Raw genomic sequence first — 26,212 nt, forward strand, 5'->3', positions numbered from 1 at the left:
TGGACACGGTACGTGACAGCAGACCACCAGACGGCAGTACGTGTCGATTTGCTAACTACCCGAGTTATCAGATATGGTAATGAGCGGATGAATTTTTTGAAGGGTGACTGAGAGGGACGGTATAATGGCTATTGACGAAGCCGACCAACCGGATGCTGACGGCGCGTCGACGGGTGAGGCGTCGGCATCTGGGTCGGGGGATGCAGGCTCCCACGAGTCGGACGCCGGTTCGGGATCCGGCGTTCGTGTCGGCGAGTATACGTGGGCGGATTTTATGGAGGAGTATGGGTACAGGGACGAGGTCGACACGGTGTACTCGGGGCTCGAGCACGACGACGAGACCACGGACCAGCTCGGACTCGATACCGACGAGACACCCGAGCCGGCGGTGCCGACAGATACGGACTTCGCGGACGTCTCGTTCGACCCCGAGCCGTATCTCGGCTACACGCCGGATGACCTCCACGACCGGGTCATTCCGCTGGCCGGGTCGAACTACGATGCACTCGAGGAGCCGTTCCTCGAGTACGTCGATCCGGAGACGACGCCGATCGTCAAGGACGTCTGGACCTGGGAGCACTACAAGTGGGAGTACTACTACGACGAGGACGGCAGTCGACCGCGCGATACCGACGGCGAGATCGTTCGTCACGACAAAGAAGACGCTCTCGGTTTCGATCCGGACACGCTCGAGGATCGCCTCTCGATCGCTGACGACATCGCGATGGAACTCGACGACGTCGTCGAGGAGCGGACGGTCAACATTCAGGACGACATCGACGAGGACGAGTTCTTCTCCACCGCAGACGGGAACACGACCGTCAGCAACCGCTACGATCTCGAGAAAACGGTGCCGATGGAGAAGAAGACGCACTTCCGCGAAATCGAGCGCTACTGGGTGAACAAACCCTACGCCTACGTCGTTATCTTCCACTCCGAGAAGGAAAACGAGAAGAAGTACTACATGGTCGAACCGCACCTGAACGAGATCGAACTCGAGTTACAGGACTTTCTCTCGGGCAAACTCAGGAAGGCGATCAAGTACTCCGACGACGGCGTCAAGGAGAAAGCGGACGAGGACGGGCGACGGATCGTTATCGAGGACGAGACGCGCCAGCTGTTAAAACGGTATGACCTCTTCGAGAAGACCTCGGGGAGCAACAAGGCAGGGATTATCGAGACGATTCAGACGCTGCTTGACGACGAGGAAGAAGCCGACGAGGACGACGGCCCAGCCCAACTCGAGGGGATCGAGGTACGTCCAGAGCCGATCATCCTCGCGGAGGATCCCGACACGCTGAACGAGTATCAGGTCGAGAAGCTACTCTACTTCCTCAAGCGCAACTTCATCGGCTACGAGCGGATCGACGGAATCAAACACGACATCAACGTCGAGGACATCTCCGTCGACGGCTACAACTCGCCCGTCTTCGTCTATCACTCCGAGTACGAACAGATCATCTCGAACATCTACCACGGCGAGGACGAACTCGACGACTTCGTCGTCAAACTCGCACAGCGATCCGGGAAGGGGATCAGCAAACGGCTGCCGCAGGTGGACGCGACGCTGCCAGACGGCTCGCGTGCCCAGCTTACGCTCGGCCAGGAGGTCTCGGACCACGGGACCAACTACACCATCCGTCAGTTCAAGGACGTGCCGTTCACGCCGATCGACCTCATCAACTGGAATACTTTCAGCTTAGACGAGATGGCGTTCCTCTGGCTCGCCATCGAGAACCACAAGAGCCTGATCTTCGCTGGCGGTACGGCGTCCGGGAAGACGACCTCGCTGAACGCGGTCTCGCTCTTTATCCCCTCGAGCGCGAAGATCGTCTCCATCGAGGACACCCGCGAGGTCGAGTTGCCACAGCGAAACTGGATCGCGAGCGTCACCCGACCCTCGTTCGCCGACGACGAGCAGGGTGACGTCGACGAATTCGACCTGCTGGAAGCCGCGCTCCGACAGCGCCCTGACTATATCGTGATGGGTGAGATCCGTGGTGAGGAGGGTCGAACGCTGTTCCAGGTCATGTCGACGGGTCACACGACCTACACGACGTTCCACGCGGACTCCGTCGACGAGGTGCTAAAGCGGTTTACGACGGATCCGATCAACGTCTCGAAAACGATGTTCACCGCGCTGGACCTGGTCTCGATCCAGACCCAGACCCGGGTGCAGGGCCGGAAGGTCCGCCGGAACAAGTCGCTCACCGAGATCAACCACTACGAGGCCGAACACGACGAGATCAACGTCCAGGACGTCTACCAGTGGCAGGCAGAAACGGACGAGTTCCTCAAGATGGGTGACTCGAACACTCTAGAGGAGATCCAGTTCGACCGCGGGTGGAGCACCGAGAAACTCGAGAACGAACTGTTCAAACGCGAGGTCATCCTCGCCTACCTGATCAAGAACGGGCTCAACACCTACGCCGAGGTCGCGGCGACGGTGCAGGCGTTCATCAACGACCCGGACACGATCTTGACGCTCATCGCGAACGGACAACTCGAGGACAGCCTGGAAGACCTCCGCGAGATGGAGAGCGTCCTGATCGACGTCGACCAGGAGAAAGAGGAGCTCGTTCCCCGCCCGGACGCGACGAGCGAGACGTACAACCTCTCGATGGACTTACTCGAACGGGCCGAGGAGTCGCTGTTCGAGGAGTACCGCGGAAAGGTCCCAAGCGGGCTCGCGAGCGCACTCGGTGAGACCGAGAGCGAGGAGCCGATCGAGGTCGAGAACGGAGACGACGAGTTCGACTTCGCGGGAGACATCGACGACGGCCTCGCAGACGAGTGGACGTTCGGCGACGGGACAGCAGAGTTCGCGACGACGGCAGGAACCGCGACCGCTGGTGCGGACGACGACGAACCGGACTGGTTCGACGACTCCGACGACAGCGGGTTCGGCATTGAAGCGACTGCCGCCGAAACCGGACCGAGTACGGGGTCAGCCCCTGCCGCTGGCTCCGCTTCCGGTCCAGCCGCCGACTCGACAGCGAACACCGACACTGAACCACTGAGCGCCGAGGCATCAGCGGAGGGTACGGCTGGTGGTACAACCGACGTACCTGACACTGCCGACGAGTTCGGTTCGGGCGAGCCACCAGCATGGAACGTCGACGAGTCGGCCGGCGACGACAGCATCTTCGACGATTCAGCGGCCGACGCTTCCCAGCAGTCGACAGCAGCAGGGCATCAGTCGTCGACCTCGGGGGCTACGGCCGGGGCCGAGACGAAAGGGGAGTCGAACGACGATGTCACGGTGTTCCCATCGGACGATCCCGATGACAGTGACTTCGGCGGCCTCTTCGACGACATGGGCGAGACACTCGATGAACTCGAGTCCACTGCCGCGGCGTCGTCGGCGGTCGACGGTGACACAGAGCGTGTGTCGACGGCCGACGGCGACGCGATGTTCTCGGGTGACGAACTCGAGGATGTTTTCGATCCGGATCCAGAGCCGATCGCGGACGATGGTGAGGGAGACACGCCGGAATCGTCGGAATCGTTAGAATCGCCGGTAGAACCCGAGGAGACGGGCGAAAAGACAACCGACGACGAGACAGAGACGGCGACAGAGACAGCGGAGTCGACACCAGCCACAGCACCGGAAACCACGGACGAAGCCGGTACAACTGAGCGGACAGACGCCAGCCCCGAGGACGAGGGTGCTGCCGACGGGGACACCAACCCTGCTGATACGTCGCAGTCGTCGGACGACGGACCATCCGTTCCTGACAGCGCTGTTCCATCCATCGAACTTGGTTCTGGAACCCCCGTCGACGAGCGTGGGCCTGGGGCCGGCGCTGGTCCCGGCTCAGGTCCCGGAGCCGGTCCAGCAGGCGAGACAACGGGTGACGGTGAGGATGTCGGCGACGACGGGGTCACAGAGGTCGGCGAAGACGAAACTGAAACTGAAGACGAAGACGAAGACAAAGACAATCAGGCCGAGGAGAACATGATGTCGTTCGATGAGGCGGATATTGCTGTCGATGATGGAGATGCTGGTGCAACCGATGCGAACACGACCGGCGAGGAGTCGACCTCGATCTTCGGCGACCAGTCTGACCCGGTCTTTGCTGGGGACGACCCGGATGCAGACGCACACGCTGCACAGGATGACCCAGACGGCGGTTCACTGTTCGATGATGCAGAGAGCGGGCCGAAATCCAGTATCTTTGCGGACGACGGCGACGCTGACGATGTGAGCGACGAACCGGAAGACGCGGACACCGACGACGGTGCGACCTCCGAGCGCGCCGCCGACAGCGACGACGCCACTGAGAGCACCGACGATCGCACCACAAGCACCGACACTGATACTGACACCGACACCGACACGACTACGACGGAGACCGACGAATGAGCCTTAAAACCGATACCAACGGCCCCTCTACCACCGGCAGCGTCGGTGGCGGCTCAGATCTCCTCGGAGAGACGTTCTACCCGCTCTATGACCTGCTGTTCAGTGAGGACAGCCAGTTCGTCAAGGATGTCGAGACGAAACTCGCCCAGGCTCGGATGACGGATACGGTCGAGATGTACCTCTCACGGTCGCTCGGCATCGGCTTCATCAGCGGCCTCGCACTCTGGCTGATCGGGCTGACGCTTGGCTATCTGTTGTTTGCAACCGGGCTGATCGCTGTCGACGTCATCATCGGTTTCCCCGTCGGTAACGAGACACTGCTCGCAGTCATCGAAGCACTTCGAATCCCAGCGTTGGTCTTCGTCACCGGACTCATCTTCGGGACCATCGGGTTCGCGCTCGGCTTTGGCTCGCTGGTCGCGATACCCTACTCGCGTGCCTCCGCACGGAAGCGCGAGATCAACATGTTGCTCACCGACTCCGTCTCGTTCATGTACGCGCTGTCGGTCGGTGGTCTGAACCAACTCGAGATCATCGAGGCGATGGCCCAGGCCGACGACACCTACGGGGAGGTCGCAAAGGAGTTCCAGAGCATTGTCAAGGAAACCGAGTACTTCGACGTCGACTACCGAACCGCAATCCGAAATCAGGCCGTCGAGACGCCGAGCGACGAACTCTCGCAGTTCCTCACGGATATGCTCTCGATCGTCAACAGCGGCGGTGACATGGAGAGCTTCCTCGAGGACAAGAAAGAAAAGCACATGCGAACCGCCAAGCAGGAACAGGAAATCACCCTCGAGACGCTCGAACTCTTCGGCGAGATGTACATGACGCTCTCGTTGTTTCCGCTCCTGTTGATCATCATCATGGTCGTCATGCAGATGATTCCGCAGGCGGAGGTTACCAACGAGATGCTGTACATGACCGTCTACGGGCTGATTCCGCTCACAGGCATCGGCTTCCTCGTCCTCGTTTCGACGGTCAAACACGACGAACCGGGGGACGGCTTCCTCTCGAACACGACCGGCGACAAGCACGTCCAGAGCGAGTCCGAACGCGGCCTGCTCAACCTCGGCCTCGTCGAGCAGTTCACCGGCGAGCACAGCGTCTTCGACCGCATCAAGAACCGCGAGGGGACCCACGAAACGCTCGAGGTACTCAAGCGCCCGCACATCTTCTTCCGGGACAATCCGCTGTTCACCCTCGCAGTGACGGTCCCAACGGCGCTCGTCGTCGTGACGACCGCGATGATGACCGGCGCAGCACCACTCTCCTGGAGCGCACTGCTCGATAACGTCGTCTGGGGAACGGTGCTCTACGTCTACATCCCGTTCTACATCATCGCGATCCCGCTCTCGATTTTCCGGGAGTGGAACGTTCGCCACCGCAACACCGTGGTCAATACCCTCTCGGAGGACCTCCGAAAGCTCTCGAGTGCGAACGACACAGGACTGACCCTACTCGAGTCGTTCAAATCTGTCGCCGATACGACGAACGGTAAACTGGCTCGCGAGTTCGAGTTGATGCACACGAAGGTCAACTACGGAACGAGTCTGAAGGCAGCACTCATCGAGTTCAACAACAAGTACCACATTCCGCGACTCGCGCGGACGACCCGCCTCATTACGGAAGCCCAGGAGGCGTCCAACCAGATTACAGACGTGCTCCGAACGGCTGCGAGCGCGAGTGAGAATCACGACGATATCGAACGCGAGCGCAAGTCTCGAACCCGGATGCAGGTCGTCATCATCATCATGACGTTCCTGACGGTGCTCGCCGTGATCGCGATTCTCAAGACCCAGTTCATCGATACGATGGCGGGACTGGAAGCAGGCGGTGGCGATGCCGGTGCCGACAGCGAACTCGCCCAGGCAGACCTGAGTGACAACATCAATATCGACATGCTCTCAGCGTTGTTCTTCCACGCAGTGACCCTGCAGGGGATCATCTCCGGGTTCATCTGTGGCTATATTCGGGATGCAGACGTACTGAGCGGACTCAAGTACGCGATCATACTCGCGACAATCGCGCTTCTCGGCTGGACGCTGGTGGCCTAATATGCGCGACGAACGCACGATTTCGGTCGGAACGCCGGACTGGGAGCGCGGACAGACGACCCAGGATTTCGCTGTCGGTATTGGGATTTTTATCCTGGCGATCGCGTTCGTCTTCTCGTTTCTCCCGTCGCTGATTACGCCGTTTGACTCGCCGGCTGGTGGTGCAGAGACAGCACAGGCGGATCGGATTGCGGATCAGGTCGTCGCAGACCTTGCCGACGGCGACCGGCCGAACGAAATCACGAGCGACGAGTTCGGAGAACGGTATACGGACGCAAACGAAACGAAACTGAGTAAGCAAATCGGACTCCGTGCAAACGAGAATGAAGAGATTGTCTACGACAATGTGAACATCAGTATAGAGGTGCTCAACCCACAAGATGCGGAAAGTCGATACATCGATACCGACTCACCCGCCGCTGGAGACACGTACGACAACCAATCGGCGGCGAGTGCGGCACGAATCGTCACCGTCGTCGATAAGGATGGAACGCCTGTCGATGGCTGTGAGTCTGCCTGTAGACTCGTTGTGAGGACGTGGTGACAATGGATCGAGAACGTACACGGAGAACGGAGACGGAGCGACACACCGACCGCGGTCAGGCCTACACACTCGAGGGTTTCATCGGTGCGATGATTGTCCTGATGGCAGTGCTCTTTGCCCTCCAGTCAGTCGTCATCACGCCGACATCGGGTGGGCTTGCTGATCGGTCGGTCCAGTCGCAGGTCCAGCAGGAAGCACAGGACGCGCTGGTAGTCAGCGATCAGCACGACAATCTGTCGGCACTCGTTCGCCACTGGGGAGATGACGAGTCGTTCGGCGACCTGAACGGTTCGACAGCCCCCGGTGATGACCACGACTATGATACCTTCAGTCAGAACGATCTCGAGAACGCGTCCGTCCTCGGGCAAGTCCTGAACGAGCGCTTTGCAGCACAGGGCTGGAACTACAATCTCGAGTTCCACTACACTGACGGAAGCGAGTTCGATCACAAAACGGCGGTCTACCAGGGTAGTCCACCGTCGGATGCGATCACTGCGAGCTACATGGTGATGCTATATGAGGATCAGTACGTCAAACCAGATGAGGAGGAGCCACTCGAGTCGTACGATGACGAACCAATGATCCCACGCGCAACGAGCGACGAGGATCCTGTCTACAACGTCGTGGAGGTGCGACTGGTCGTATGGTAGGCGATTCTACTCGCCCGCCTCGGGAAACTGACGAACCACAACGCGACCGCGGCCAAGTCATCCTCATCGGTGCGATCGCACTCGCGTTCATCATCCTCGGCATCGTCGTCGTCTTCAACGGCGTGCTCTACACCGAGACGATCTCCTCGAGTGCAACCAGTCAGAGCGCTGCCGATGCAGCGGTGACGCAGCACGAACTCGAGAAGGGTGTTGCAGGGATCATCCACCGTCAAAATATGGATGGTGAGACCTACGGAACCGAACAGTACAGTGGATTGCATAAGGATGTAGTCACGAATAGCGGAGCAATGATAACCGGTATTGAAGTCGAAGACGACTCGAGTAGCGATGCGACAGTGGCCACTAATGAGACTGATCTAAGCGTATTCAACGGAGACAATATCTCGGAAAATGGCGAGGAAACACAGATCGGACACCTTCTTCTTGAGGTAAAGGAACTCAACGGCGAAATTACAATAGAGTACCTCGGGGAATCTGTCACGATTGATTCAGATACGGTCGAACAAGAACCCGCACGGATCGATCTCGTGGCTGGCACAGTAAACGGAACGTCGAACGCCGAACTACAGGTGTTCGACCCGGAGACGGCTTATGACAGCGTCCAAATCGATGTTGATGAGGACGTTGAAGGAGGCTATGAGATTGTAACCAACGGTCAGGGAACGCTTGACTCGAGATTCAGTGAGGACGAAGTACCCGATGGGTCCTGGGCTATCAAAGCTACAGTGACATACGACTCGAACGATGTCTCGGTCGACCAGACGCACGATATTCCGGTCTATGGTGGTGAGCCATGACCCGAACCCGCGGCACCGAACACTCGCTTGGCACGAACCCTGGTTCAGATCGAGGAATGTCCATCGCAGTCACCCACGTCCTCACAATCGGGATCACAACAATCCTGATCGCGATGTTACTCACCAGCGCTGGCGGGCTACTTGAGACGGAGACCGATCGCTCTGCGGAGCGATCACTCGAGACGATCGGTGAACGAATCGCTGGCGAGGTTGAGAGTGCAGACCAGCTCGCCGACGAGGACGACCCGGACGTAACGATTACGGCAGCCCATCCACGGACCGTGGCGAACTCCGGCTACACCGTCGCGTTGCGTGAGAACTGCGAAGCGCCGTTACTCGATGGTGAGACCGACTGCGTCGAACTGACGGCGAGTAACGCTGATACCGTGGTTCACGTGCCGTTCACGACAGATCGGGAGCTCGGTGATACTGAGGTAGCTGGCGGAACGATCGAAATCGAGGTTGACGACGATGGAATCACACTCACTGGAGGGAATCGATGAAGCGATCTGAACAACCACCGGGGCGCTTCAGTCGTGATAATCGTGGTGTCTCCGAGGTCATTGCGTTCGTCCTCGTCTTCGGGATCATCCTCTCATCGGTCGCACTGCTGTCGATGACTGGCTTTCAGGCGATGGAAAACTACCAGGAAAACGAACAGCTGCAAAATGCTGAGCGGGCGATGGATGCGCTCGCGGAGAACTACAACGACGTGTTACAATACAGCGCGATCGAAGAGCGCTACGCTGAACTGTCCCTGCGAGAAGGGACGGTGTCGACCGGCAGTAGCGGGACAGGGCTCAATATCACTGTAGGTGACACTGTCGTCAAGGAGGACCTCGATATCGGTGAAGAGAACACGGATTACATCAACCTCGGTGAGTTCGCCTACACCACCGGTTCGGACACCATCGCGTACGATGGCGGAGCCGTTGTTCGGGAAAGCGAATATGGGAGCGCCGTCGTCAGGCAACCACACCTGAAATGCAGCGACGACCGCGCAATTATCTCGCTGGTGACGGTTGACGCCGACGAGCGGTCGATCCAGAGCAGCGACGGTCTTGGCTTCACGATGGCTGTCGAAAACCGAACATCAAAGCTATATCCTGCTTCTGGCGACGATGTCGAAATTCAGGTCGATTCACCTACCGCCGAGACTGCCTGGGAGGATCACATCCTCGAGCGGGGTAACTGGGACAAGGGTGAGTGTAGTGCAGACGAAGTCCTCGTCACAGTCGTCGAAGTCTCCATCGACTACTGATCTCTCACAGTCACCGCGACTCCGTCTCCCCTCATTCGTCGTTCCACGCGCCCGTCAACATCGCCCGTAATCCTGCTCGCTTCGTGAGCGCCTCGACTCGAGTACCATGCACGTCGAGCGTACCGGCCGTTTCGAGGTAGAGCCCGTTCGAGAGTTCGCGTGGCTCGGCCATAGGCGTCCCATCGGCGGTATGAGGAGTGTCGTTCAGAACCGTTGTTGACGGGGGACTCGAGTTGGTGCTGTCGCCAGCCGTGCCACTGCGTGACTGGTCGGTATCTACACCCTGCTCTGATTCCACGTCCGCTGGACTCCAGGGGACCGAAATCCCGCTGAGGCCGCGTTCGAAGAGATACTCCGTAGTCTGCACGAGTGCTTCGTGCGACTGGGAGTGGCCGATCGCGCCGATCGAGCCGCGGTCGTTGAAAAAGCGGACGACGTAGGAGTCGGTTGCTGCGTCGTCGTCGGTGTCCGCCGTAGCGTCAGCGCTGTCGTCCGTGTCTGTCGCTCCCTCGGACTTTGGCGTCTCGGCCGTTCCATCTGTCCCCTCATCCCTGCCAGAATTACGTTGGTCGACCCCATCGTCCGGACCCACCGCTGATTCGGTCTCCGTGTTCGGTTTAGCCCCCGACGCTGGTGCTGGTTCTGTGTCGCTCCCGTCTCCCTCTCTCTCGTCTTCTGCGGTCGTCCCATCGCCAGCGACAGCGGTCTCGTCAGCCGTCGACTCCGTAAACTGGAGCGACACGTCCTCGTGAACATTGGGAGCGTCACCCGGTAGTTGCATCCCGTCGTCGGATCCGAACGAGACGAGCAGTTGATCGACGAATCGTGCCGTCGCTGTCTCGAGTGCCGCCGCGCTCGCTGCCTCCCCGGTCGCGTCGGTGAGCGTCGCGACGAGTTCGTCGACCAGTTGCGGGCGCTCGAGTGCAAGCTGTCTCGCGACGGCCTGCCGACTGGTCGGATCGAGGCGCTGGCCGACTGCGGCACGCGTGAAGTGGTCGATCGACTCTTCGTGGTCGGTGAGTTCGTCGAGCGAGCAGGCAAGTCGGTCGATAGCGCCCGCACCCGTTGCCGTTCCGGCGAGAAAGAGGAACTGTCGGCCGTTCGTGTAGAGCGCCCGGTCGATCCCGCTCCAGGCCATGGCTTCGAGCAGGGAGCGCGCCCGATCCTTCTGGAGTGTCTCGGTTGCGGGTTCGACGGCCACGAGGAGAGCGGGAACGGTATCGACGGCGAAGACGTACTCGAGTGCCGTCTCGTCGACTGTCGTCTCGGCTGTACACGAGTTGGCGTGGACGTCCCAGCCGAGCGTCTCGAGGAAGGGATCGACGAGCCAGGTGCGCGTCGCCGGGCGCACGGCCGGTGGGGCGGACTCGACCACGGAGCGTGATCGAGCGACGAACGTGCGAAGCGCAGCACCGGTCATGTAACAGCGGTACTCGGCGAAGGGTCATGTAACGCTCGGCTGACTTTCAGGGGACGAAGACGGACGGTGGGTGCTGGCTCATCGCCCGCCGGGCGTGGGGCTGTCGGTTACTGGGTGTTGGGCTGGCGCTCGCTGGGCTGTTCTGTTCTCGTACTCGAGTCCGCTCTCGCTGGCAGAAGCGTTTCTGTACACTAGTCCTTGTCACACCGGTAGATCCGGCGGCGTGCGTCGCGGACCTCGAAGGCCGATTTGAGTGACGGAGGAATCGTCTCCGCCTTGCCGATGACGAGGAAGCCGTCGTCGGTGAGCGAACGGGCGATCGTCTGCAGTATTGGGCGCTTGAACTCGTTATCGATGTAGATAAACAGGTTTCGGCAGACGACGAGGTCGAAGTCTGCGGTCGATTTCGGCTCGTCGTTGATGAGGTCGTGGCGTTCGAACGTCACTGACTGTCGAACGTCGTCATCGAGTTTGTAGGTTCGGCCCTGGCGTTCGACGTACTGTTCGTAGTGTTCGTCGTACGGCTCGAGGAACGAGAGCTGATCGTCCAGATCGACGGTGCGGGGCGCTTCGTAGACGCCGTCACGGGCGGTCTCGAGTGCTGGCTCGCTGATGTCGGTGCCGAGGATTTCGACGGTGTCCGCATCGATTTCGGGGTCGAGGTGGGCGAGCAACGACAGCGAGTACGGTTCGCGACCGTCTGCACAGGCAGCACTCCAGATCCGAACCGGTTCGTCGGTGTCCTGCCGACGAGCGCTACAGTGGCGTAGAATCTGGCGGATACCGTCCCAGACCTCAGGATTTCTGAAAAAGCCGGTGACGTTGATGCTGAAGGACTCGAGGAGGGACGCCTGCTCGTCGGGATCGCTGTGAAGCAGGTCGACGTACTCGGTGTAGGTGTCAGTCTGTGTCCGGCGCATTCGCGAGGAGATTCGCCGGTCGAGATAGCTGTCGTTGTAGTGGCTCGTCGCGAAGTTGAGTTCGGCTTCGACGAACGCGAGGAGGTTGTCGAAGGCGTCTGCGTCTGTCTCTGCGGGAGGTTCTGTGCCTGAGGCTGTGTCTGAGGCTGTGTCTGTGCCTGAGGCTGTGTCTGAGCCGGAGTCTAAATCAGTATCTGTATCTGTATCTGAGCCGGAGTCTGATTCAGTACGCAAATCGCTATCGGGCGTTGACTCTGACTGTCCGCTCACAGCTCCGTCACTTCCTGCGTGCCATCCTCGTTCGAACTCTTCACCATGAGCACTCCCGTTCCGGGGGTGAACTCGACCGTCCGGCCACGGTCACCACCCAGATCAGCGGCGACCAGCGGAACGCCAAGCTTCTCGAGTTCGGCCTTGGCTGCGGCGATGTTTCGCTGGCCGACACCGTCACCGAAGCTGTCGAACTCGAACATGTCGCTGCCGCCGGCGAGTTTGGCCTCGACAGACGTGTAGCTCGCACCGCGCTCGACCATGCGACGGAGGAGTGCACGGATGGCTGTATCCGCGTACTTGCCCGGTTTTCGGTCGCTGTTCTCGGCTTCGTCGCCGTCGGGGAGCATCGTGTGGGCGAGGCCACCGATCTCCGTCTCAGGATCGTAGAGGGCAATTGCGACACAGGAGCCGAGTCCGTAGGATTTGAGTGTATCGTCGCCGTCGCTGACGGTCAGTTCGGAGATACCGACCTGGACCGGCGTCGGCGCGCCCGGTTCTGTTCCGTAAGTCTTCATGTGTCAGTAACTTCCTGAAATTCGGCGGTCGTCGGTGCCTGTTCGATGCGGTCGACGTCGAGATCGTTCAACGCGCGTTCGAGGTCCGACTCGTCCGGAATCGCGTAGATCTCACAGTCGAACTCCTGTCCGTCGGCGACGATAACCGTGTCGAAGACGAACGCGAACTCCTGTTCTTCGCCGAGCTGGATCACGACGGGATCGACCGCTGCAGCGCCGATGTCGTGGATGAACTCCGGTGTCGAGTGGTCGATTGTTGTATCCAGCACGTTGGCCCAGCCGTCGAGGAAGCCACTGGCCATGATGTTCCCCAGTTCTGTGATCGCACTCTGGCCCATCTGGCCGAACCCGTCTTCGTCGACCTCCATCGGGACCATCGCGTCGACGATTTCGTTCGCCGACTCCTCGTCGAAGAGGAACAGCAAGTATCCGCTTGGGAGGCCATCGAACTCGAAGGCGACGCCGACGAGTCGTTCGTCGGGCACCTGCTCGGGAATCGTCTCGAGTGAGACGAAGTTGAGCCGACGGATTTCGACGCTCGTATCGATGCCGGTGAGCGTCGTTGCCGTTTTTGCGACCTCCTCTGCGCCGCGTTCGGCCATGCGGTCGAAGCCGTCGAGTTTGTCGTACTCGATCCCGTCGCTGGCTCGGAGTTGCTCTAAGAGCGAGGCCATCGACTCACGTTCGGGGAAGAGGTAGTGGCTGAACCCGACCTGCGTTTCGATGGTTTCGATCTGGCTCTGGAAGAGGAGTGCGAGGTCGTCGCCGGCCGGTGCTTCCTCGACGTCGTCGAAGAAGGTCTCTGCCGAGTGACCTTCGATGAATTCGGGCGTCGACACGTCGATCACCGTCTCGAGGACGTCCGCCCAGCCGTCGATGAACCCGTTGTTCATGATGTTGCCGACCTCAGTGGCAGCACTCTTTGTCATTTCGTCGAACTCCTCGAGTTCGCCGTCGTCGGTGGTGGCCTCGGCGTCGGTCGCCGACTCCTCTAGAAGCGTTTCGACGATTCGAAGCGCGTTCTCGCGCTCGAAGACGATAACGGAGTAGCCATCGATTGCGCCGGTGAGTTCGACCCGGACACCGACTTTCGCGGTCGAGTCCTCGAAATCCCGACGAATCTCCCGGCCGCGCATGAAGTTGAGCTTCGTGACGCCGGCACGGGTTTCGACATCAGTCATGTGTGTGAGCCGCCCCGCTGCGAGGCCGGCACCCTCTCGGGCCATCCGGTAGAACGTCCCGAGTGCGTTGACGTCGAGTTTCATGCTGGTTGGACGTCGATTCCGTTGACCAGTTCGACGAACTCTTCGAGATCCGGGAAGGCGTAGATCTCGGCCTCGATCTGGTAGCTCGGAACCGTGAGGTCCGAGTCGAAGAACAGGGCGAGATCGTCGTTCCCGAGTCCCGCGGTTCGTGTGACGATTTCCTCACCGGGCGCGTAGACGAGTTGTGGGGCCGCCGTGTCGATCATGCGTCCCATCACGTCCGCCCAGCCGTCGATGAAGCCACTTGCCATCATGTTCCCCATCTCCTCGACGGCGCTTCGGGCCATCTTCCCGGAGACGTCGGACATGTCGTCGACGACGTCGTTGAGCATGATCGCGGTGATTTTCTTCGCACTCTCCTCGGGGAAGAGGATGAGAATGTGCCCGTGTGGTGGGTTGAGTAGACGAACCCGAACCCCAACTCGCTTGCCGGGCTCGAGCTGGGAGTCGAGGTCGTCCACGTCGATGAAGTTCGTCTTCATCACCTCCATCTGGGCGTCCTCCCCGGTCAGTTTGGTCATGTTGTCGGCGACGCCGTTCGTCCCGACCTTTGCCATTTCATTGATGAAACTCAGTTTCCGAATGTCGACCATCAGCGTCATGAATTCCTCCGTCGATCTGCGTCTGTCTCTGTGTCTGCGACTGCCACGTTCGCGTCTGCATCCGCGTCCGCAGCCAATTGTCCGTGTCTCGATACCGTTGTATTCGCGTTCATAGTGTCGTCACATCCAGGATATTCACGATCTTGCCACGGCCACGAACCGTCGCACCGCTCAGCCCGGGCAGATTCGCCATGAACCCCTCGAAGGGTTTGACGACAACTTCCTGCTGGCCGTGTACGGCATCACAGCGGAGTGCGATCGGCCGCACGTCCTCTCGAATTCGGACGACCATTCCGTGCGCGGGCGTCCGAAGTTCCTGTTCGTCGCCGTCGAACGTACTCGAGTTCGTCGTTCCGTCGTCGGACGCCGATGCGAGTACGTTGTCGAGATCGAGGACCGGCGTACCGGTGCCGGTGTTGGTGTTGGTGTTGGTGTCGGTATCGGTGCCGGTGCCGGTTTCGGTGTTTGTGCCGGTGTCAGTACCGATACTCGACTCTGCATGGTCGGCTGTCTCGTCAGCCGTGTCGGATACGTCAGCACGGTTTGAGCCGACCGCGGCATCCGCAGTCGCGTCCGAAGCCACATCGGTACCCACTGCGGAGTCGGTGTCGGCGGCACGTGCTTCGTCGTCGCGAAGCACCGGGTCGCCGTCTTCGGTTTCGACCAGTTCGACCGGTACGATGTCCGAGACGGCTTTCGTGGGAATACCGTACTCTTCGCCACCGCTTTCGACGAAGAGTACGTCGTCGATCGCGATCGAGACGGGAACCGTCATCGTCACGGTCGTTCCCTCACCGGGCTCGCTGTCGATTTCGACCGTCCCGTCTAGGTCTTCGATTGTTCGCTTGACGACGTCCATCCCGACACCGCGGCCGCTGACGTCGGTAACTTCGCTCGCGGTCGACAGCCCAGGATGGAAGATGAGTTCGGTAACGTCCTCGTCGGTGAGGTCGGCGGCGTCGGCTTCCGAGAGCACGTCTGCGTCGGCCGCCTCGGATCGAAGCCGTTCGGGATCGAGACCACTGCCGTCGTCCGAAACCGAGATCGTCACTCGGTCGCGTTCCCGTTCGGCCGTCACCTCGACCGTTCCCTCTTCGGGTTTGTCGGACTCTGCCCGTTCCGACGGCGATTCGATACCGTGGTCGACCGCGTTTCGCACGAGGTGGATCAGCGGATCGCGCAGCTGGTCGAGAATACTCCGGTCGAGTTCGACGTCTTCGCCGGTCATCTCGAAGGCGACGGTCTTCTCCTGCTCGCGTGCGATGTCCCGGACGACCCGCGGCAGTCGGTTTGCGACCGTCCGCAGTGGAACGAGACGGACGTCCATCACCGTCTCCTGGAGATCCGTCGTCAGCGATTCGAGATCGTCGAGTTCGGCTGTGATTGCACCGGCGTCTGCCACCGCCTCGGCGAACTCACCGGATTCGACCTCGTGACGAAGGCGGACGCGACTCGTCACCAGCCCCTCAACGAGCGTCAGCAACTCGTCGATCTGCTCGACATCGACGCGGACGGACTGGGTTTCGTCCCCCTCTCGTTCGGTATCCGGACGCGCTGCTGTCTCCGGGACCGTGATGTCGGGAATCTCGAGATTCGGTTCCTCGACGACCGGCCCGCTGTCGGCTTCGGTGCCGAATCCGGCCGTAGCGTCGACAGTGGCGTCGGCTTCGGACTCGGACTCGGCTGTGTCCGTTTCGTCGAACCCGCCGGGACTCGAGTACTCCTCGCCGAGCGACCCACGCTGTGGATCGGTGTCGATGTCGGCAGCGTCGTCACCGAAGTCGATATCGAGGTCTGCGAACGCGTCGTCCTCGAGGGTGTCGTCTCCGTCATCCGAATCGCTCTCCCAGTCGTCGAACGAGTCGGGTTCGGAGAAGCTGCCTGCGTCAGCGTCCACGTCGCTCGTGAACGCGTCAGCGTCTGTTGCATCCGCTCTGTCGCTATCGCTGTCACCGAAGGCGACATCGTCCTGAATCGACGGGTTGAACGGCGTGTCCGCGGTCGCGAACTCGCTGTCGTCAGCCACGGTTGTGAACTCAGAGTCAGTTGTGTCCGTCCCGTTATCTGCGGACGTGTCCGTGGCGTCATCGGCAGCCACGTTCGCGTTTACGTCTGCGTCACCGTCGTCCGCTACGTCCACGGACTCCTCGCCAGACGACTCCGCTGGCTCGAATTCAGTATCGAGGTCGGAGTCGTTGCTGGAGTCGACAGCAAAGTCGGACTCACTGCTGGAGTCAACCTCGAGTCCGGAGTCGAAGTCGGAGTCCGTCTCGTCATCGACCGGCGACGGGGACTCAGAGTCGGCCGTCGGGGCGGAGTCAGAGTCACCATCATCGGTGAACTTGGAGTCAGAGGCAGCGTCGACTGTAAATTCGGAGTCAGACTCAGACTCAGACCCAGAGTCAGACTCAGACTCAGAGTCAATGTCCGACGCGGGCTCGAGTGCAGCCTCGTCTTCGACTGCCTCGCCGAGTCCGTCATCGACAGTCTCGGAGTCCGCTGGCGGTACTGACTCGTCGGTTTCGGTAACCGAGACCGACGTCTCGTCCGCCGGTGTGTCGGTTGCGTCCGTGGTACCAAACACGTCAGCAGCGTCGGCTGCTGTGTCACTCGTGTGACCGAACGGCGTCGTACTCGAGTCCGTGTCAGTGTCAGTATCGGTGTCGGCATCTTCGAACCAGGATGCGACGTCGTCGGATCCACGGTCGTCGTCTGCGGCTGTGGTTGTAGTTGTGGTTGTGGTCGTGGTTGTCGAGTCGGACGCTGTGTCGTCGCTGTCGTCCGCCGCGGTCTGGCCGTCGTCGACGTCGATGCCGAAGTCGAACGCGCTGTCGTCGGGTGATTCGGTCGGCTCCGATACGTTGGAGCCGTCGTCGGTCACTTCCGAGCTATCGCCAGCAGCAATTATCTCATCCGACTCGTCTACACCGGTGTCAACTGACTCGGTACCCTCGACTTCGGCATCGGTATCCGTTTCGGTCTCAGTAACGGTGTCAGTCGGCTCATCCGCACTGATACCGGTCTCAGCCACCACACCCGCATCGGTTTCGGAATCGATGCGCTCGTCTGTCTCGGCCGCACCTGCCGTCGGAGATTCGCCGCCAGATGCTTCATCAGCTGCCACATCCACGACGGACGCTGTCTCTTCGGGCACAGACTCGTTGACCAACAGGTCGTCGAGTTCCTCGTCTGAAACCGCCGTAGCGGTGTCGGTCTGGGGGTCGGTCCCGGGTTCGAGTTCCGATTCGGACTCGGGATCGGACTCGAACTCAGACTCAGACTCGGGCTCGGGCTCGGATTCCACACTGTCAACCGACTCCGAACCCGCTCCAGCCAGGAACGGCTCGTCCGGGTCCGCTGCATCCCCGAGGAGTTCGTCCATGCTGACTTCGTCTTCCTGATCGAACTCGTCGAACTCGAGTTCGTCGAGTTCGTCCTGGAGTTCGTCGAAGCCGACGGTGTCGACCTCGGATTTGAGTTCGGCGAAGACGGCCTCTGCGTCGTCGACTTCGTCGTCCGGTGAGCCGGGATCAACTGCCGGTGCCGGCGACTCCGCTCTCGCCGTATCAGGCGAGTCCTCGACTGCGTCCGTGGCGGCGTCGCCGACGGGTTCGGCCGCACTGTCGCCACCAGCGTCGACCGCACCTGTGGCGTCCGCCAGATTTTCTTCCTCGAAGTCGGCATCCGCGTCGGCGAGCAGGTCGTCGAACGAGCCTGCATCGCCCATGTCGTCGAAGACGTCGAGGTCGCTGTCGTCGACTTCTTCGACCTTCTCATCGAGGTCGTCGAACTCCGTGAACTCATCGAGCAGGTCGTCGACCTCGAGGTCCTGTGCTTCGTCCGCGCTCAACGCAGCCCCCGGAGCGGGTTCCGGTTCGGAACCGTCACCGGTCGCGACAGCGGCGAACTCCTCGGAGACATCGACGAGTTCGAACTCGGCAACCTCGCCAACCGGGTCGAGCCCCGACGCAATCGACTCCTCGCCGACCGCGCTGCCGAAGATTGCATCGAACGTCGCGCCGTAAGCACCGTCTGCGATCGTCTGACGGTCTGGTACAGTGCCGATCAGATCGAACGCATCGATGAGTGCTTCGACGACCAGCAAGCCGTTGTCGAGGTCGTCGTGGCCGTGTGGGCCACGTCCGTCGCCCGCCGCGTCGGTATCGACCTCGATACGCGCAAAGTAGGCGTTGTGGTTGGCGTCCGCCGGTGGCTCGAATCGTGAAAGCACGTCCTCGATCTCACCCTGTGACGGTTCCGTGAGACCGACCGTCGCGTCCGCGTCACCGACAGCGGCTGCGGACTCGAGTTGCGCTCGGAGCGCGTCGATCGTCGGCTGGGGGTCGGTCTGGATCTCGCCCTCGAGTGCGACCTCTTCGATCAACTTCTCGAGTTCGTCGACGCCGTCGAAGATGGCGTCCATCAGCTCCGGCGTGACCTCGAGTCTGTCGCGGCGGACGGCGTCTAGCACGTCCTCGATCGCGTGGGCGAGATCGCTCGCGGACTCGAGTCCCGCCGCGCCGCAGTTGCCTTTGAGCGTGTGGGCGATGCGGAAGATGTTCTCCATGGCCTCGGCGTCGTCGGGCGAGCGCTCGAGTGTCAGGAGCGCGTTGTTCAGTTCCGTGATGCGGTCTTCGCTCTCGCGAACGAAGTCGGTCCAGTACTCTGTCATCGGGTATCACTGGCGGTGTCGCCGCCGTTGTGGTCGGTTGTCTCTGCAAACGTGTCGACGATCGTCGGGACGATCACATCGTCCGGAGCGACGGTCTCAACACAACCCGTTTCGATTGCCTGACAGGGGATTCCAAAGACGGGGCTGGTCGCCTCGTTCTGGGCGATCGTATAGCCCCCAGCGTCGGCGATTGCCTCGATTCCGGCAGCACCGTCACTGCCCATCCCCGTGAGGACGACCCCACAGAGCGCGCCGGTGACGTGTGTTGCCGCGGTTTCCATCGTTTCGTCGATTGCCGGCCGAAGTCCGTGACGACGGGGGCCATCGTCGAGGGTGACCTCGAGTGTGGTCCCGACGCCCTCGTCGCAGCCATCGCTGGCAGACGAGTCGGCTGCGGCGGCGTCGGTCACCTGCATGTGGAATCCGCCTGGGGCGACGAGTGCCTCGCCAGGACCGACGTGGTCGCCATCCGTCGCCTCGCGAACCGCGTACTCGCTGTGTGAGTCGAGGCGTGTCGCGAAGCGACCCGTGAACTCGGGTGGCATGTGCTGGACGATCAGCACCGTCGCTTCAAGCGTCCGAGGTAACTGAGCGAACAGCCGTTCTGCGATCTTCGGGCCGCCGGTCGACGCGCCGATAACGATGACCGGTGCCGTCGTCGAGGCAAGCTCGTCTGGCACTGTCCGGTCGTCCTCAGCAGGAGCCGATGTCGACCAGTTCTTTGTACCTGCACCTGCATCTGTGTCTGGATTCGAACTCGGCCCCTGCGTCGATGCGGCCGCACCGGTCGGCCCGGCCGCTCCACTTCGTGCAGTTTTCGTCGACCCGGCCGTCGAGACCGATCCGGATCCCGCACCCACCGGCGTCGTCGCTGACGCCGAGGATCCCGTCGCCGACTCGAGTGCAGACGAGGTTGCGTACGCACTCGCTGATGCTCGCGCGAGAGCGAGCGCGGAAATATCGGCGTCTGCGAGTTCATCGACCGCCTCGACGACATCGTCGGCGAGATGGGCGATGTTTCGCGACCCCGAGCCGTCGGGTTTCGGGAGGAACTCGATCGCGCCGCGCTCGAGTGCATCGAGCGTGGCGTCGGTTCCCTCGTCCGTGTAGGCGCTGAGCATGAGAATGAGCGTTGGGTTCTGCGCCATAATGCGTTCGACGGCCTCGATACCGTTCATTTCGGGCATCTCGACGTCCATCGTCACGACGGCAGGGTCGAACTCGGCTGCGGTGTCGACCGCTTCGACACCGTTGGTTGCCGTTTTGACCTCGTAGCCGGCCTCGGTGAGCGCGTTGCCGATGACTGTTCGCATAAATCTGGAGTCGTCGACAACGAGTACTCGCGTCATGCCGCAATGACGTCTGTGAGCGCCTTCCTGACGCTTGGCTCTTCGAACGGTTTCGTGACGTAGCCGTCGGCCCCGGCCTTGACGGCCAGTTTCATCTTCTCTCGCTGCCCGACACTTGTACACATGATGACACGTGCGTCGGGATCGATCTTCTTGATGGCCGCGGTAGCCTTGATCCCGTTACACTTGGGCATCACGATGTCCATCATCACGATATCGGGATCGTGTTCCTTGTACAGTTTGACTGCTTCAGCACCGTTAGACGCCTCGCCGATAATGCGGTGATCCTGCTCGAGGATCTGACGAAGGAGATTCCGCATAAAATGTGAGTCGTCTACGATGAGCACCCCTGTCGACATTCACTAGTACACCACATTCTCGTACCGATACAACTACCATAAATGCTGTCTCTCGATTATCAGTCGTGATAAGTGATACGTCCTATGAGGGGCGTGTCGATAACAGCAGGATCTCGCGTTCACTGAACGGGTCGAGACGGCTCAGGATTCGAGCACGGAAACGTGACTCTCGACCTGTCCGGAGGCGAGTAACATCGCCTCGACATCGACGACTGGCGTCGCCTCGACGACAGTCCGGGGTGACACAGCGCCAGCAGCGTCATCAGTTACTGTCACGTCGCGTCCTGATTCAGCATCTGCACTCGCCGGTCGCGTCTCCGTCGACGCCGCATCGACGGCTTCGATGACCGCACCACTGGGGCTCTCGAGGCCGCTTTCCGCCGTCTGTTCGCCTACCGGTCCACTGTTGGCACCACTGGCACGGCCACCGCGTCGCGAACCGCCACGTCCCGATCCTGCTGCCGACTCGGTGGCAGCCGTTCGTTCTTGCTTGACGAGTGCGCTCACGAGCGGGTGCTCGAGTGCGTCCCCGTCGAAGACGCTGTCCGTAATCGTTTCGTCGTCGAACACGTCGCTTTCCGGAATCGCATCGACGCCGTAGACGTCGTTGACGCGGATCGCAGCGGCCTGTTCGTCGGCGTTGCGCTCGAAGACGAGCAGTTGTTCGCGGTCGCCATCCGACAGCTCCGCCGGGAAGTGAACGGTCGGATCGATAACGGCCGTAATCTCACCACGGAGATCAGTCACCCCTTCGATCGCAGCCGGCGAGCGTGGCACCTGCGTCATATCCGTCGGTATTTCGGTCGTCGTCCGAACGTCGTTGACCGGTACGGCGAGACGATGTGTACCGACGCTGAAGAAGACGAACCGAACGCGGTCTTCTTCCTCGCGCTCTGACCGCGACGGTCGCGGCCGCTCGTTTTCCCTGTTGATGTCGATCCCGAGTACTTTCTCGGGCAACTCCGGGGCCATGGTCCTGTTCGTGTATTCCAGTCCAGCGATAAAACGTTGACTCCTGTGTCTGTTCACGGTACTGATGACTCGACAGCAGACACGACCCCACGCCGGACGGCGCAAAGTACTTATTATCGCCACAAAGTGTGCTAAAACAGGATGACGTCGGCCGTGGACGAAGACAACGAGGCAGACGCAACGAGAGACGCAGACGAAGACGAAAACGGACACGGACACGGAAACGGACGAAAAACCACCCCCTCCAATAACGAACACAACACTACCCACGAGACCGCCCACCACGAGCACGCCACCACAGAACGATCCGGCATCGACATCGACGTCGATCCGACGAGTTCCCTGCGCGTCCTTACCTTCGACCTCGGCACATCGCAGTACTGTGTCCGCGCCGACGCCGTCGCCACCGTCCTCCCCATCGCCGACGCCAGCGGCCTCGACTCGAGTACCGATCCGTGGAACGCCGGCATCGTCACCGCAGACGGGACGCGGATTCGCGTCGTCGATCTACACTCGATTTTCGAGGGGACGACCCGCGATCCAGCCAGTCTCGACGATCCGCTCTTGCTCGTCTTTGCCGAAACCGACACGGACGAGGCCCACTACGGCTGGCTCGTCGACGACGTCGATGTGACACGGACGATTCGGCTCGAGGACATTGCGGCGACACAAACGACGACACAGTTCGTCGTCGGCCGACTCGAACTCGACGGTGAACGTGGCGTCGATGGTGACGACACTGATATCGTCGTCCTCGACGACACTGCACTGCACCGCTGAGCTGCTGGCTATCTTTCACTGAAACGACCTCGGCGCGTTCGCTCTGTGATTGTCGAGAGCGTCGCGTCTCCAGTCTGGTACTCGAGTATCGACTACAGAAACGGAGGAGTACTCGAGAGTATGTGTGTGCCGGTGACAGATACGGGTACAGTTACGAGCAGGGTGTTCCGCTAGATAACTCCGTGGGGCGATGGAGGAGGTCAGAACTAATCCACTGAAGCACATCCAGTTCTTGGATCGATATACTCCTCGTGGATTCTGAAGCCAATAGCGTCTCCCTCGCCGGGTGTACAATCTAACGCAACAGCAGTCGTTTCTGCTACGCCAGTGTCAGTCTCAATTGTCGCCGTCACTTCCATCCCCTCCGATATCCTCCCGAGTTTCATCGTCGTACTTGCTGATGGATTTAATCCGTCCTGATCTTCAGCAGGCAAATCAAGCGTTTGCTGGTAGAGTTCCTCATCAGAATCGGACACGGTCACATCTGCTTCGATTGGGTCGTTTGTGTGGTTGATAACGCTCACCTCGAACAGATGCGCATCGTTTCGGAACGAGCAGCCAGCAGGAGACCTACCGCAGGAAGCAGAGACTGCAGTATTGTTCGCCGATTGTACCCCATACCTCAAAGAACCTGCAAGAAGTACAAACTGTCTTCGTTCTCAGATGAGTTGTGAAGCACTCTTTCCAACTGCGCGCAGTTACGTCGGATCTACGACAGCTGTACTGCGACCGCTACTTCAGCCCCGGCGGCGGTCCATCGTCGTCATCTTCGATTTCCACGTCGAGGCCGAGTTCCTCGCGTTGTTCCTGCAACTGTTGCACCTGCCGGTAGTAGTAGGCGACGCCGATGCCGCCGACGACGACGACCACCCCGACGAGACCGAGGAACAACGTCACGCCCCCGGCGCTGTAGTAGCGCAGCGAAATCGTGCCGTCCGCGTGGTCCCAGTACAGTCGTTCCTGATCGTCGACAACCTCGCGGTCGTAGCCGCTCGGACTGGCGTCACCGAACAGGAAGTTCGACGTGCGTTCTCCCTCGGGGAGCGTCACCTCGTAGGAGCCCGTAACGTACGTCGGCAACTGGAACGTGCTCCCGCCCGTCGGTCCGGAGAACGCGAGCGTGCCGTTTCCGTCCGGAACGGAGAGGTCGGTACTCGAGCGGTCCTGATCGACGTCGAGTTCGGAGCCGGTGACTTCGGTGCCGTTCGGGTACCAGTAGCGGACGCTGTGGATGTCGAGGGGCTCCTCGCTGTAGAACGTTGACTGGGAGAACGAGAAGTCCTCGGTACCGTTCAGGTCGTACACAGCCCGGTACTCGCCGCTGCTCAGAATGCCTCCTTCCTCGATATCGATGCGGATATCAGCGTCGCTGTCACGAAGGTCGTCATACTCCTGCTCGCGGTCGAGTTCGTCGTCGGAGATGCCGGTGAAGAACATCGTACAGCCTGCCAGACCGATGAGCAGGACGACCGCAACTGCGCCGAGAACGAGCCGTCTGTTCATGATAGTGATGACAGGTCAGGGGACGACACAGCGGAGTTCGGCTGGCAGGTACTGCCCGACGCTTGCGAGCAGTCCCGGCGGATCGGTGTTCTCGGTGCAGATGACGCTCTGCTCCAGCAGGCCGAGGCGCTCGACGGTGACGTAGTCCTGGGCATGGCCGGCGCGGTTGAGCGTCGCGCGGACTTCGGCGCGTGTTGCGCTGTTGACGTTGAGGCGGCCGTCGCCGCGCGTCCACTCGTAGAGGCGGTCGCGTTCATCGTCTGCGAGCCTGGACGGTTCACCGTCACTGTCAGCCTCACCGTCAGCACCACCGCCATAGACGAACTGCATCGGCAGATGCTGCACCAGTCCGTAGCGCTCGCGGATCTGCGTCGGCGACCCCGGTCCTAATCCGAGTTCGTCCGCTGGAATCCGAACCGGCTGGCCGGCGTCGAGCACGATACCGTCCTCGTCCCACGAATTGAGCGTCCCAACGTAGGTCTCGCCGGCTTCGAGATCGGGAACGATCTCGCCGAACTCCTCGCGGAGAACGTTTCGCGCGACGGTGGCGTCAGCACCCTCAATGGTGACCGACGGGAAGTCGTCGTGGCGCACCCCGAGGTCGAACTCGGCCTCGAGATCACCGATTTCGTTGTTCACAAGCGAGCGCAGGGAATCCAGCGATCGCTCGCGAGCGTCACCCTCGACGTACAGTTTGGTTGCGAGTACGACCATTTATTCAGGCGTCCGCATCCACGTCGGCCTCGAGATCACCGATTTCGTTGTTCACAAGCGAGCGCAGGGAATCCAGCGATCGCTCGCGAGCGTCACNCCTCGCGCCATCAGAGATGTGTATAAGAGACAGGGACACTCGAAGCCGAAGTCCATCGCCTCACCGAACTCGAAGCGGATCGAGCAGATCTCACAGAGGTAGAACTCGTGATTGCGCTCGTACTCCTGGCGCTGTTCGAGTGCGTCGTGAAGGCGATACATCTCCTCTTCTAAGTTCTCGGGAATGTTGTCGTACTCGAAGGTCCAGAGATACGTCAACCAGCCCGAGTCCTCGTCGCGCAGCCGTCGGTAGCTGGCGAGATCGTTCTCGTACAGGATAAACAGCGCGCGCCGAACGTCGTTCAACTCGAGATCCAGCTCCTCCGCGAGCTCCTCGTCGGTCACTTCCCCGTCCGGTGGTGCCGCCGCAACGGGCATTCCCTTGGGACCGACCAGCTCGTGCAAGTACTTCTGGATGACTGGATCCTCGAGCAGGTCCTCAAAAGCCATTACCTATGCGTAACGCCATGTGGCCATTAAGTCTTTTGAGGGACGGCGCTCGGACGGTGGGCTATCGTAACAACGGAACCGGTTTACACACCGATCGCCGATCCATCTGGCGATCAGGTGTGCACTGACTTACAGTGGCTACTATAGATGACGACCTGCGCTCGTCCGTCTCGGCTGGCACACCGAGCGCTACAGCACGCCGTCGTCTTCCTCTTCCCGTTCCTCGTCCGGCCGGTGGTCCCGCTCCTGATCGACGTTTGCATCCGCTGTCGCCACTTCCCACCCCAGCGTGAGCGTAATTTCCTCGCGCTCGCCGCCGAGCATCGGTGAGCGCTCCTCGACTTCGATGCCGTACTCGAGTCGGTCGTCGGGCGAGAGCGTCAGGAGTTTGTTGCCCACCTGGATGTCGGCGGTGCCGGTGCCGTCGACTTCGGCGGCGATCGCTTCCAGTAGATCGGCGGCTTCCGAGCGGGAGACGTCGTCATCGTAGGTCGTCGTTTCACCCATATCGACTTGTCCACCGAATGGACACAAATAGGTTGGCTGGGAAGCAGCAGGGCGCGTTCACGGCATCTCTGGCTGGGTCGGTAGGGGAAGCACCACGGGGCCCGTCGGTCCCGTTGCAG

The 26,212-nt window shown here is 60.7% G+C and carries 22 protein-coding genes; 8 read left to right on the forward strand and 14 right to left on the reverse strand.

The genetic code is table 11. The features are described 5' to 3' along the window. The first annotated feature begins 124 nt into the window (after positions 1 to 124). The 7 genes from C483_RS16580 to C483_RS16610 are packed head-to-tail and all read left to right on the forward strand — an operon-like array spanning position 125 to position 9,696. Positions 125 to 4,366, forward strand: a complete 4,242-nt coding sequence (locus C483_RS16580; protein WP_006654521.1) for an ATPase, T2SS/T4P/T4SS family — start codon at positions 125 to 127, stop codon at positions 4,364 to 4,366. Next, complete coding sequence (locus C483_RS16585; RefSeq protein WP_006654522.1) at positions 4,363 to 6,423, forward strand: type II secretion system F family protein; 2,061 nt, start codon at positions 4,363 to 4,365, stop codon at positions 6,421 to 6,423. The genes C483_RS16580 and C483_RS16585 overlap by 4 nt, the downstream gene beginning before the upstream one ends. A gap of 1 nt (position 6,424) precedes the next feature. Next, a complete protein-coding gene (locus tag C483_RS16590; RefSeq protein ID WP_006654523.1) occupies positions 6,425 to 6,967 on the forward strand; it encodes a DUF7287 family protein in 543 nt (180 codons plus the stop codon). A 2-nt stretch (positions 6,968 to 6,969) separates the two neighbouring features. Further along, positions 6,970 to 7,617 (forward strand): DUF7288 family protein, encoded by a 648-nt coding sequence (locus C483_RS16595; RefSeq protein ID WP_006654524.1) that lies wholly within the window; start codon positions 6,970 to 6,972, stop codon positions 7,615 to 7,617. Continuing rightward, positions 7,611 to 8,435, forward strand: coding sequence for a hypothetical protein (locus C483_RS16600; RefSeq protein WP_006654525.1), 825 nt, complete (start codon positions 7,611 to 7,613; stop codon positions 8,433 to 8,435). The genes C483_RS16595 and C483_RS16600 overlap by 7 nt, the downstream gene beginning before the upstream one ends. A 56-nt stretch (positions 8,436 to 8,491) precedes the next feature. Further along, positions 8,492 to 8,938 (forward strand): DUF7266 family protein, encoded by a 447-nt coding sequence (locus tag C483_RS16605; RefSeq protein WP_006654526.1) that lies wholly within the window; start codon positions 8,492 to 8,494, stop codon positions 8,936 to 8,938. Then, positions 8,935 to 9,696 carry a DUF7289 family protein gene (locus tag C483_RS16610; protein ID WP_006654527.1) on the forward strand — a complete coding sequence of 254 codons (762 nt, stop codon included), beginning with the start codon at positions 8,935 to 8,937 and terminating at the stop codon, positions 9,694 to 9,696. Before C483_RS16605 ends, C483_RS16610 begins: the two co-directional genes overlap by 4 nt. 31 nt (positions 9,697 to 9,727) lie before the next feature. Here the strand turns inward: C483_RS16610 and C483_RS16615 are convergent, their stop codons facing one another. The 9 genes from C483_RS16615 to C483_RS16655 all read right to left on the reverse strand — a co-directional run bounded on the left by C483_RS16615 (position 9,728) and on the right by C483_RS16655 (position 22,043). Beyond that, positions 9,728 to 11,116, reverse strand: coding sequence for a hypothetical protein (locus tag C483_RS16615; protein WP_006654528.1), 1,389 nt, complete (start codon positions 11,114 to 11,116; stop codon positions 9,728 to 9,730). A gap of 191 nt (positions 11,117 to 11,307) precedes the next feature. Then, entirely contained in the window at positions 11,308 to 12,306 is a 999-nt protein-coding gene (locus C483_RS16620; RefSeq protein ID WP_006654529.1) for a CheR family methyltransferase, read from the reverse strand. Next, positions 12,303 to 12,824, reverse strand: coding sequence for a chemotaxis protein CheD (locus C483_RS16625; RefSeq protein ID WP_006654530.1), 522 nt, complete (start codon positions 12,822 to 12,824; stop codon positions 12,303 to 12,305). The genes C483_RS16620 and C483_RS16625 overlap by 4 nt, the downstream gene beginning before the upstream one ends. After that, complete coding sequence (locus C483_RS16630) at positions 12,821 to 14,089, reverse strand: chemotaxis protein CheC (protein WP_006654531.1); 1,269 nt, start codon at positions 14,087 to 14,089, stop codon at positions 12,821 to 12,823. The genes C483_RS16625 and C483_RS16630 overlap by 4 nt, the downstream gene beginning before the upstream one ends. After that, on the reverse strand, positions 14,086 to 14,691 hold the full coding sequence (locus tag C483_RS16635) for a chemotaxis protein CheC (protein ID WP_006167721.1): 606 nt from the start codon (positions 14,689 to 14,691) through the stop codon (positions 14,086 to 14,088). Before C483_RS16635 ends, C483_RS16630 begins: the two co-directional genes overlap by 4 nt. A 109-nt stretch (positions 14,692 to 14,800) precedes the next feature. Further along, positions 14,801 to 19,363 (reverse strand): ATP-binding protein, encoded by a 4,563-nt coding sequence (locus C483_RS16640; RefSeq protein WP_006654532.1) that lies wholly within the window; start codon positions 19,361 to 19,363, stop codon positions 14,801 to 14,803. After that, complete coding sequence (gene cheB, locus C483_RS16645) at positions 19,360 to 20,712, reverse strand: chemotaxis-specific protein-glutamate methyltransferase CheB (RefSeq protein ID WP_006654533.1); 1,353 nt, start codon at positions 20,710 to 20,712, stop codon at positions 19,360 to 19,362. Before cheB ends, C483_RS16640 begins: the two co-directional genes overlap by 4 nt. Continuing rightward, complete coding sequence (cheY, locus tag C483_RS16650) at positions 20,709 to 21,071, reverse strand: chemotaxis protein CheY (protein WP_004214542.1); 363 nt, start codon at positions 21,069 to 21,071, stop codon at positions 20,709 to 20,711. The genes cheB and cheY overlap by 4 nt, the downstream gene beginning before the upstream one ends. 141 nt (positions 21,072 to 21,212) lie before the next feature. Beyond that, positions 21,213 to 22,043, reverse strand: coding sequence for a chemotaxis protein CheW (locus C483_RS16655; protein ID WP_006654534.1), 831 nt, complete (start codon positions 22,041 to 22,043; stop codon positions 21,213 to 21,215). 141 nt (positions 22,044 to 22,184) lie between these two features. Between C483_RS16655 and C483_RS16660 the strand changes: the two genes are divergently transcribed. Then, entirely contained in the window at positions 22,185 to 22,823 is a 639-nt protein-coding gene (locus tag C483_RS16660) for a chemotaxis protein CheW (RefSeq protein ID WP_006654535.1), read from the forward strand. A gap of 206 nt (positions 22,824 to 23,029) precedes the next feature. On the opposite strand, the gene C483_RS19670 is transcribed toward C483_RS16660, so the two are convergent. From C483_RS19670 to C483_RS16680, 5 genes are all read right to left on the reverse strand, one after another. Further along, a complete protein-coding gene (locus tag C483_RS19670) occupies positions 23,030 to 23,347 on the reverse strand; it encodes a hypothetical protein (protein ID WP_006654536.1) in 318 nt (105 codons plus the stop codon). Positions 23,348 to 23,555: 208 nt separating this feature from the next. Next, positions 23,556 to 24,326 (reverse strand): DUF5803 family protein, encoded by a 771-nt coding sequence (locus tag C483_RS16665; RefSeq protein ID WP_006654537.1) that lies wholly within the window; start codon positions 24,324 to 24,326, stop codon positions 23,556 to 23,558. Positions 24,327 to 24,341: 15 nt separating this feature from the next. Further along, positions 24,342 to 25,040, reverse strand: a complete 699-nt coding sequence (locus C483_RS16670; RefSeq protein WP_006654538.1) for a DUF2110 family protein — start codon at positions 25,038 to 25,040, stop codon at positions 24,342 to 24,344. A gap of 51 nt (positions 25,041 to 25,091) precedes the next feature. Further along, on the reverse strand, positions 25,092 to 25,586 hold the full coding sequence (locus tag C483_RS16675) for a transcription factor TFIIE subunit alpha (protein WP_006654539.1): 495 nt from the start codon (positions 25,584 to 25,586) through the stop codon (positions 25,092 to 25,094). 189 nt (positions 25,587 to 25,775) lie between these two features. Beyond that, the gene (locus C483_RS16680) at positions 25,776 to 26,093 is read right to left on the reverse strand and encodes an amphi-Trp domain-containing protein (RefSeq protein ID WP_006654540.1); all 318 of its coding nucleotides are present in this window, start codon (positions 26,091 to 26,093) and stop codon (positions 25,776 to 25,778) included. Positions 26,094 to 26,212 lie beyond the last annotated feature (119 nt).

Source organism: Natrialba hulunbeirensis JCM 10989, assembly GCF_000337575.1.
Taxonomy (GTDB): domain Archaea; phylum Halobacteriota; class Halobacteria; order Halobacteriales; family Natrialbaceae; genus Natrialba; species Natrialba hulunbeirensis.

What these genes read in the sequence shown, in the direction of transcription:
- C483_RS16580 (WP_006654521.1), top strand. Translation starts at nt 125, where the DNA reads ATGGCTATTGACGAAGCCGACCAACCGGATGCTGACGGCGCGTCGACG.
- C483_RS16585 (WP_006654522.1), top strand. Translation starts at nt 4,363, where the DNA reads ATGAGCCTTAAAACCGATACCAACGGCCCCTCTACCACCGGCAGCGTC.
- C483_RS16590 (WP_006654523.1), top strand. Translation starts at nt 6,425, where the DNA reads ATGCGCGACGAACGCACGATTTCGGTCGGAACGCCGGACTGGGAGCGC.
- C483_RS16595 (WP_006654524.1), top strand. Translation starts at nt 6,970, where the DNA reads ATGGATCGAGAACGTACACGGAGAACGGAGACGGAGCGACACACCGAC.
- C483_RS16600 (WP_006654525.1), top strand. Translation starts at nt 7,611, where the DNA reads ATGGTAGGCGATTCTACTCGCCCGCCTCGGGAAACTGACGAACCACAA.
- C483_RS16605 (WP_006654526.1), top strand. Translation starts at nt 8,492, where the DNA reads ATGTCCATCGCAGTCACCCACGTCCTCACAATCGGGATCACAACAATC.
- C483_RS16610 (WP_006654527.1), top strand. Translation starts at nt 8,935, where the DNA reads ATGAAGCGATCTGAACAACCACCGGGGCGCTTCAGTCGTGATAATCGT.
- C483_RS16615 (WP_006654528.1), bottom strand. Translation starts at nt 11,116, where the DNA reads ATGACCGGTGCTGCGCTTCGCACGTTCGTCGCTCGATCACGCTCCGTG.
- C483_RS16625 (WP_006654530.1), bottom strand. Translation starts at nt 12,824, where the DNA reads ATGAAGACTTACGGAACAGAACCGGGCGCGCCGACGCCGGTCCAGGTC.
- C483_RS16630 (WP_006654531.1), bottom strand. Translation starts at nt 14,089, where the DNA reads ATGAAACTCGACGTCAACGCACTCGGGACGTTCTACCGGATGGCCCGA.
- C483_RS16635 (WP_006167721.1), bottom strand. Translation starts at nt 14,691, where the DNA reads ATGACGCTGATGGTCGACATTCGGAAACTGAGTTTCATCAATGAAATG.
- C483_RS16640 (WP_006654532.1), bottom strand. Translation starts at nt 19,363, where the DNA reads ATGACAGAGTACTGGACCGACTTCGTTCGCGAGAGCGAAGACCGCATC.
- cheB (WP_006654533.1), bottom strand. Translation starts at nt 20,712, where the DNA reads ATGACGCGAGTACTCGTTGTCGACGACTCCAGATTTATGCGAACAGTC.
- cheY (WP_004214542.1), bottom strand. Translation starts at nt 21,071, where the DNA reads ATGTCGACAGGGGTGCTCATCGTAGACGACTCACATTTTATGCGGAAT.
- C483_RS16655 (WP_006654534.1), bottom strand. Translation starts at nt 22,043, where the DNA reads ATGGCCCCGGAGTTGCCCGAGAAAGTACTCGGGATCGACATCAACAGG.
- C483_RS16660 (WP_006654535.1), top strand. Translation starts at nt 22,185, where the DNA reads ATGACGTCGGCCGTGGACGAAGACAACGAGGCAGACGCAACGAGAGAC.
- C483_RS16665 (WP_006654537.1), bottom strand. Translation starts at nt 24,326, where the DNA reads ATGAACAGACGGCTCGTTCTCGGCGCAGTTGCGGTCGTCCTGCTCATC.
- C483_RS16670 (WP_006654538.1), bottom strand. Translation starts at nt 25,040, where the DNA reads ATGGTCGTACTCGCAACCAAACTGTACGTCGAGGGTGACGCTCGCGAG.
- C483_RS16680 (WP_006654540.1), bottom strand. Translation starts at nt 26,093, where the DNA reads ATGGGTGAAACGACGACCTACGATGACGACGTCTCCCGCTCGGAAGCC.